The sequence below is a fragment of the Streptococcus mitis SK1080 genome, from assembly GCF_000220085.1.
Classification (GTDB): Bacteria; Bacillota; Bacilli; order Lactobacillales; family Streptococcaceae; genus Streptococcus; species Streptococcus mitis_K.
In genome coordinates this window covers 78,289-85,175 of sequence record NZ_AFQV01000029.1, presented here as the reverse complement: position 1 = coordinate 85,175, position 6,887 = coordinate 78,289, and the positions used below count along the sequence as shown (strand labels likewise).

Sequence of the window (6,887 nt, the reverse complement as noted above, 5' to 3'; positions counted from 1 at the left end):
TATTTTTAGTATTAGAAGGATAATAGTAATAATAGAGTCTGTGTAATCTGTGGAAAACAACCTTTAAACAAGTTATATCAAGTTTTTTAGCTTGTTTAAAAAATGTGGATAAAAAGATAAAAAAGCGAAAGTTATCCACAAGTTATTTTATTTTCTTTTTGATTGATTCAATTTCTAAACGTAAATTATCGTCTTCATCAATCAAAGATTTAATTTTTGCATGGGCATGAATGACTGTTGTATGATCTTTTCCTCCAAATTCCTTCCCAATTTTTGGCAGACTATTATCTGTCAGTTCTCTAGATAAATACATGGCTACTTGACGGGCTAAAACAATATTTTGAAGGCGTCTGCTTCCCTTCATTTCTTTGACACTGACACCATAAAAATTACCAACTTCATTTTGGATTTTATCAATTGGGATGACGAGCATTTGGCTAACATCTTGTTTGCGAGCTCTAATAGCTTCTGCAGCAATATCAATAGTGATATCCTTGATGTTTTTTACTCTGGCAATTAAAGTGATGTCGTTGATGGCTCCCTCAAGATCTCGAACATTTGAATCAAATTGCCCAGCTAGGTATTCTAGAGTATCACTTTGGAAATTGTAGCCTAAATGTTCCGTTTTACTTTGTAAAATGGCAATACGTGTTTCAAAGTCAGGGGGTGTGATAGTTTGTGTCAATCCCCAACTAAAGCGCGTGACAAGCCTCTCCTCGAGCCCTTCTAGATGTTTTGGACTACGATCACTCGTTAGGACAATCTGTTTTTGCTTGTCATGAAGGGCGTTAAAGGTATTGAAAAATTCTTCCTGAGTTGCGACTTTTTTTCCGCTGAGTGACTGGATATCATCGATTAACAAAAGATCAAGACTACGATAGGTTTTTTAAACTTTTCCATTTCCCCAAGTCTTAGGTGATCAAGAAAGTCATTAATAAAGCTTTCAGCAGGAATGTATTTAACACGCGCATTTGGAATATTTTTTAGAATTTCATTTCCAATAGCGTTCAACAGGTGAGTCTTACCAAGCCCAGGTCCTCCATAGATAAAAAGAGGGTTATAGGTCAAAGCCAAATCTTCAGAGACAGCCAAAGCGGCTGATACTGCCCAAACATTTCCATCCCCTTGAATAAAATTATCAAAGGTATACTTTTCTTTTAACCCAGTATCCGAATAAGGAATAGATGCTAACTTTGGACTATAGTCATAAAGAGTTGAATTTGTAGCTTCTTCAACTTGTGAGATAGCCGTATCTTGAGGTTTAGTGAAAATATAGTGGGGAGTTATCTCAGCATCATAAATTTCAAATCCGGCAACTACAATAATATCTTTTAGTTGTTTTTCCCAGACCATTTCCATTTCAGATCGTGGTAAAAATATAGTGGCAACATTTTCCTCTACCTTGATGAGTTCAGCTTGAATAGCATAGAAATCATACATGGATCGAGTCAGTCTTTCTTGAGCAAATTCTAATATACGATTCCAAAATTGTTTTTCTTTCAATCCTTTCTCCTCCTTTACTATTTAAAAGTTTAATACTAGACCTATTTTACCATAGAAAACAAGAATTTTCCACAAGCTGTGAAAAATAATCCACAATGTTACCGAGTTTTACCCACAGGTTGGGGATAAAAGCAGAAACTATTGATTTATTAAGCTTTTTATTGAAAAAAATAGTGGATAACCTTGTGAGATAAAAAATAAAAGAACAGCCTTATTTCAGGCTGTTGATAATTCTACTGTATTCTTCTTGATTTGAAAAAGAAATAATGATTTTTCCACTATCTTTTTTAAACATTTTGATTTCTACATCTAATCCGAGTAGTTTTTTTAACTGCTCTTCTTCTTTTTTTATGAAGTAATTAGTTTTTTGCTGTTTCTTTTGTTTTTTCTCTGTCAGAAGAGTTTCTAACTTCCTTACAGAAATATCTTCTTCTATAATCCGTTGAAAGAAATAGTCTTGTTGTTCCTTATTCAACCCAACTAGCGAACGAGCATGTGCTTGTGATAGTTTGCCATTTTCTACTTCTGAGAGAATCTGTTCTGGCAAGGAAAGCAAACGAATGGAGTTGCTGATATATGGACGAGACTTGCCCATTTTATCTGCAATTTCAGCATGGGTGAATCCTTTCTCTACGAGAGATTCATAGGCGCGTGCTTCTTCTATAGGATTTAAATTTTCTCTCTGCAAATTTTCAATAATGGACTGGACCATCATCTCTTGGTCTGAAAGCTGTTTAACAACAGCTGGGATAGACCTTAGACCAGCTAAAAGTGAAGCACGATAGCGTCTCTCTCCTGCAAGGATTTCATAACCAATAACAGGAGATTGACGAACAATAATCGGTTGAATGAGCCCATTTTCTTTGATAGACTGTGCTAGTTCATCTAGTTTTTCTCTATCAAATTCTTTTCGAGGTTGATAGGGATTTTTTTGTATATCCGTGATAGAAATCATTTCAAATTTTTCCATGATTCTACACTAACACATCTTTTCTCTTATGTAAAGCTTTCTTTACATAGATGTCAATTAAGATTCTAAATCACCTGAACTCTTGTCAAGTTTAATAGATGTAGTTTCTTCTTTACCGTTACGATAGTAAGTTATCTTAATGGTGTCTCCGATAGAATGATTGTAAAGAGCACTTTGTAAGTCTGTTGATGAAGCAATGTCTTTGTCATCTACTTTTGTAATAACATCGTATTTTTCAAGGTGACCATTGGCAGGCATATTACTTTGTACAGAACGAACAACGACACCAGATGTTACGTTACTTGGAATATTCAGTCTTCTAATGTCACTTGTATTAATATTTGAGAGATTGACCATTTGGATGCCCAAAGCTGGACGAGTCACTTTTCCGTTCTTTTCTAACTGTTCAATAATATTGATAGCATCATTTGCAGGGATTGCAAAACCAAGACCTTCTACAGATGTTCCTCCATTTGTGGCAATTTTACTTGAGGTAATTCCGATAACCTGTCCTTGAATATTGATTAGTGGGCCACCAGAGTTACCTGGGTTAATAGCAGTATCAGTTTGGATGGCTTTTGTAGAAATGGCTTGTCCATCTTCAGATTTTAAAGATACATTTCGATTAAGACTAGATACGATACCTTGAGTGACAGTATTTGCATATTCAGAACCCAATGGGCTACCAATAGCAATAGCAGTTTCTCCTACGGTTAACTTGCTAGAATCACCAAACTCAGCTACTGTTGTCACTTTTTCTGAAGAGATTTTGACGACAGCAATATCAGAGAAAGTATCCGCTCCGACAATTTCTCCAGGTACTTTAGTTCCATCTGACAAACGAATATCTACTTTACTGGCGCCATTTATAACGTGATTATTGGTGACGATGTAAGCTTCTTTATCATTCTTTTTATAAATAACTCCAGATCCTTCACTAGAGATTTGCTGAGAATCTGTATCAGTCTCATCATTGCCAAATACGCTATTTTGTCTATTTGCTGAATAAGTAATAACGGATACAACGGCATCTTTTACTTTATTAACAGCCTGTGTTGTTGAATTTTCGTTCTTATAGGCAGTTTGTGTAATAGTACTATTGTTGTTAGAGTTGCTTACACTACTTTTTTGAGTTAGTTGAGCTATTGAAAAACTACCCAAGGCTCCACTAAAAAAGCTAATGACGATAACGACTAATAATTGAAACCCTTTTTTGTAAAATGTTTTTAAATGTTTCATATTTGCCTCCATATTTTTGAATTACTGAAAGTATAAACTGACTAGCTTAATTATAACTTAAACACAAAAAGTTTTACACAAACTGTGGATAACTCTTTTAAAACTGTGATTTTCTCAATTGAAATCTATTTTTTATTTTGTGAATAAGATGTGAAAAAATAGAGAATATGTTAGAATAGAGTCATGAAAATTAAAGTTGTAACAGTTGGGAAACTGAAAGAAAAGTATTTAAAAGATGGTATTTCAGAGTATTCAAAACGAATTTCTCGATTTGCTAAGCTTGAAATGATTGAGCTGGCAGATGAAAAAACACCAGATAGGGCTAGTGAGTCAGAAAATCAAAAGATTTTAGAAATAGAAGGCCAGAGAATTTTATCAAAAGTTGGTGATCGTGATTTTGTTATTGTGTTGGCTATAGAAGGGAAAACTTTCTCCTCGGAAGAATTTAGTAAGCAGTTAGAAGAAGCTTCTATAAAAGGGTTTTCTATTCTTACCTTTATTATTGGGGGGAGTTTAGGATTAGCACAGGATGTAAAAAAGAGAGCTAATATTTCTGTTAGTTTTGGCCGTCTAACTTTACCACATCAGTTAATGAGACTAGTCCTTGTTGAACAAATCTATCGCGCTTTTACGATTCAGCAGGGATCCCCCTATCATAAATAGAAAATTGACTTTTAATTGAATTTTTGGTAGAATAGCTGTGTTAGGTCTCATAGCTCAGCTGGATAGAGCATTCGCCTTCTAAGCGAACGGTCGCAGGTTCGAATCCTGCTGGGATCAATATAGTAGCAAAGCTGGGAATTTTCCCGGCTTTTTTCTTAAAAAAAGTACACTTGGGGAGAAAAAAATGACAGTTGAGAGAATTTTATCTAAAATGAAATTCCATTTTGTATAATGGTTTTTGTAAGTTAGCTTACAAGAAAAAACATTTTAGGAGATTTTATTATGAAAAACACAGTTAAATTGGAACAGTTTGTAGCCTTGAAGGAAAAAGACTTGCAAAAGATTCAAGGTGGGGAAATGAGAAGAATAGATAAAATATTTAATTTTCTTAAAAGAAGATAAGGGAGTGTCAGAATGAATTTTTTCTTAGTAGTAGATTTGATATTATATTTTTTTATTATTAGTCACAGTTACAGTTTAATTTGCAAAGGTCAAATAAAAGCAAAGGAACTATATTTTTTGGTATCTATACATTACTAGTAGAAGCAGTATTTGAACTTCCCTTTTATCTCCTATATTTAGATGGGTTAGGGCTTGCAACATTTTTATTTCCTTTGGGATTATATTCCTATTTTCGATGGATTAAACAGTATGAGAGGGATAGAGGACTATTCCTAAGTTTACTACTGTCTCTTTTATATGAGAGTACTCACAACTTTCTGTCCGTAACTTTCTCCTCCATAACAGGAGACAATTTTGTTTTACAATATTATGGCCTGTTCTTTTTCGTTGTAACGGTGTTGACCTATTTTATTATCTTAAAAATCATTCATTATTTCCACTTGGAACTAACCTATTTTGACAAGGACTACCTATATCCTTTCTTGAAAAAAGTATTTTTTGCTTTACTACTGCTACATATTGCATCTTTCGTTTCAGATATGGTAAGTACGGTTAAACATTTGAATAGTTTTGGAAGTATTTTATCATCTATTGTCTTTATTTCTCTCCTTTTGACCTTCTTTGCAATGAATTCGCATAAAGAACAAATAGAAAAAGAGATTGCTTTGAAGCAGAAGAAATTTGAACAGAAACATTTACAGAATTATACAGACGAAATTGTTGGACTGTATAATGAAATCCGTGGATTTCGACATGATTATGCTGGGATGCTTGTCAGTATGCAGATGGCAATTGACAGTGGTAATTTACAGGAAATTGACAGAGTTTACAATGAAGTTTTGGTCAAAGCAAATCATAAATTGCGTTCAGATAAGTACACTTACTTTGATTTGAACAACATAGAAGATTCAGCTTTACGAAGTTTGGTTGCTCAGTCTATTGTCTATGCTCGAAATAATGGTGTAGAGTTTACACTGGAAGTAAAAGATACGATTACCAAGCTCCCAATTGAACTATTGGATTTGGTTCGTATCATGAGCGTTTTATTGAACAATGCTGTCGAAGGATCGGCTGATAGCTATAAAAAGCAGATGGAAGTAGCAGTTATTAAGATGGAAACTGAAACAGTCATTGTGATTCAGAATTCATGTAAAATGACGATGACTCCTTCAGGAGATCTATTTGCCTTAGGATTCTCTACTAAGGGAAGAAATCGAGGAGTCGGATTAAATAATGTGAAAGAACTGCTAGATAAGTACAACAATATTATTTTAGAAACAGAGATGGAAGGCAGTACATTTAGACAAATTATTAGATTTAAGAGGGAATTTGAATGAAAGTTTTAATTTTAGAAGATGTTATTGAACATCAAGTGAGACTAGAGAGAATATTGGATGAAATTTCGAAAGAATCGAATATTCCAATATCATACAAGACAACGGGAAAAGTCCGTGAATTTGAAGAATACATTGAAAACGATGAAGTAAATCAGCTTTATTTCCTAGATATTGATATTCATGGAATTGAGAAAAAGGGATTTGAAGTGGCTCAGCTCATTCGTCATTACAATCCTTACGCTATTATCGTCTTTATCACCAGTCGATCAGAGTTTGCGACTCTAACCTATAAATACCAGGTATCAGCCCTAGATTTTGTTGATAAGGATATCAATGATGAGATGTTTAAGAAGAGAATTGAACAAAACATCTTCTACACGAAGAGTATGTTACTTGAAAATGAAGATGTTGTAGATTATTTTGACTACAATTACAAGGGAAATGATTTAAAAATTCCTTACCATGATATTTTGTATATTGAAACGACAGGTGTCTCTCATAAATTACGCATTATTGGTAAGAATTTTGCAAAAGAGTTTTATGGTACCATGACAGATATTCAGGAAAAGGACAAACATACTCAGCGATTTTATTCTCCTCATAAGTCATTTTTGGTAAATATAGGCAATATCAGAGAAATTGACCGAAAGAATCTAGAAGTTGTTTTCTATGAAGATCATCGCTGTCCTATTTCAAGATTAAAAATTAGAAAGTTAAAAGATATTTTAGAGAAAAAATCTCAAAAGTAATTGACAATTAGTAAGAAATTGATA

5 protein-coding genes, 1 tRNA gene and 2 pseudogenes are annotated in these 6,887 nt (G+C 33.6%); 5 read left to right on the top strand and 3 right to left on the bottom strand.

What is annotated here, in order from left to right; all coding sequences use genetic code 11:
* Window positions 1-142: 142 nt before the first annotated feature.
* From dnaA to htrA, 3 genes and pseudogenes are all read right to left on the bottom strand, one after another.
* Window positions 143-1,503, bottom strand: a pseudogene (gene dnaA, locus HMPREF9957_RS11915) (chromosomal replication initiator protein DnaA).
* A 211-nt stretch (window positions 1,504-1,714) separates the two neighbouring features.
* Window positions 1,715-2,473, bottom strand: a complete 759-nt coding sequence (locus HMPREF9957_RS11910) for a ParB/RepB/Spo0J family partition protein (RefSeq protein WP_000410375.1) — start codon at window positions 2,471-2,473, stop codon at window positions 1,715-1,717.
* A 57-nt stretch (window positions 2,474-2,530) separates the two neighbouring features.
* Window positions 2,531-3,712, bottom strand: a complete 1,182-nt coding sequence (gene htrA, locus HMPREF9957_RS11905) for a serine protease HtrA (protein WP_000681583.1) — start codon at window positions 3,710-3,712, stop codon at window positions 2,531-2,533.
* Between the two features lie 183 nt (window positions 3,713-3,895).
* Between htrA and rlmH the strand changes: the two genes are divergently transcribed.
* The 5 genes and pseudogenes from rlmH (at window position 3,896) to comE (ending at window position 6,863) form a co-directional block, all read left to right on the top strand.
* On the top strand, window positions 3,896-4,375 hold the full coding sequence (gene rlmH, locus HMPREF9957_RS11900; protein ID WP_000695945.1) for a 23S rRNA (pseudouridine(1915)-N(3))-methyltransferase RlmH: 480 nt from the start codon (window positions 3,896-3,898) through the stop codon (window positions 4,373-4,375).
* A 43-nt stretch (window positions 4,376-4,418) separates the two neighbouring features.
* Window positions 4,419-4,492 (top strand) — tRNA-Arg (locus tag HMPREF9957_RS11895).
* A gap of 165 nt (window positions 4,493-4,657) precedes the next feature.
* A complete protein-coding gene (gene comC, locus HMPREF9957_RS11890) occupies window positions 4,658-4,777 on the top strand; it encodes a competence-stimulating peptide ComC (RefSeq protein WP_000799693.1) in 120 nt (39 codons plus the stop codon).
* A 12-nt stretch (window positions 4,778-4,789) separates the two neighbouring features.
* Window positions 4,790-6,114, top strand: a pseudogene (gene comD, locus HMPREF9957_RS11885) (competence system sensor histidine kinase ComD).
* Complete coding sequence (gene comE, locus HMPREF9957_RS11880; RefSeq protein WP_000866069.1) at window positions 6,111-6,863, top strand: competence system response regulator transcription factor ComE; 753 nt, start codon at window positions 6,111-6,113, stop codon at window positions 6,861-6,863. The pseudogene comD and the gene comE overlap by 4 nt, the downstream one beginning before the upstream one ends.
* Window positions 6,864-6,887: the final 24 nt, after the last annotated feature.

Excerpts from the sequence above, each read along its gene's own strand:
- rlmH (WP_000695945.1), top strand. The coding sequence starts at position 3,896 with ATGAAAATTAAAGTTGTAACAGTTGGGAAACTGAAAGAAAAGTATTTA.
- comE (WP_000866069.1), top strand. The coding sequence starts at position 6,111 with ATGAAAGTTTTAATTTTAGAAGATGTTATTGAACATCAAGTGAGACTA.
- HMPREF9957_RS11910 (WP_000410375.1), bottom strand. The coding sequence starts at position 2,473 with ATGGAAAAATTTGAAATGATTTCTATCACGGATATACAAAAAAATCCC.
- htrA (WP_000681583.1), bottom strand. The coding sequence starts at position 3,712 with ATGAAACATTTAAAAACATTTTACAAAAAAGGGTTTCAATTATTAGTC.
- comC (WP_000799693.1), top strand. The coding sequence starts at position 4,658 with ATGAAAAACACAGTTAAATTGGAACAGTTTGTAGCCTTGAAGGAAAAA.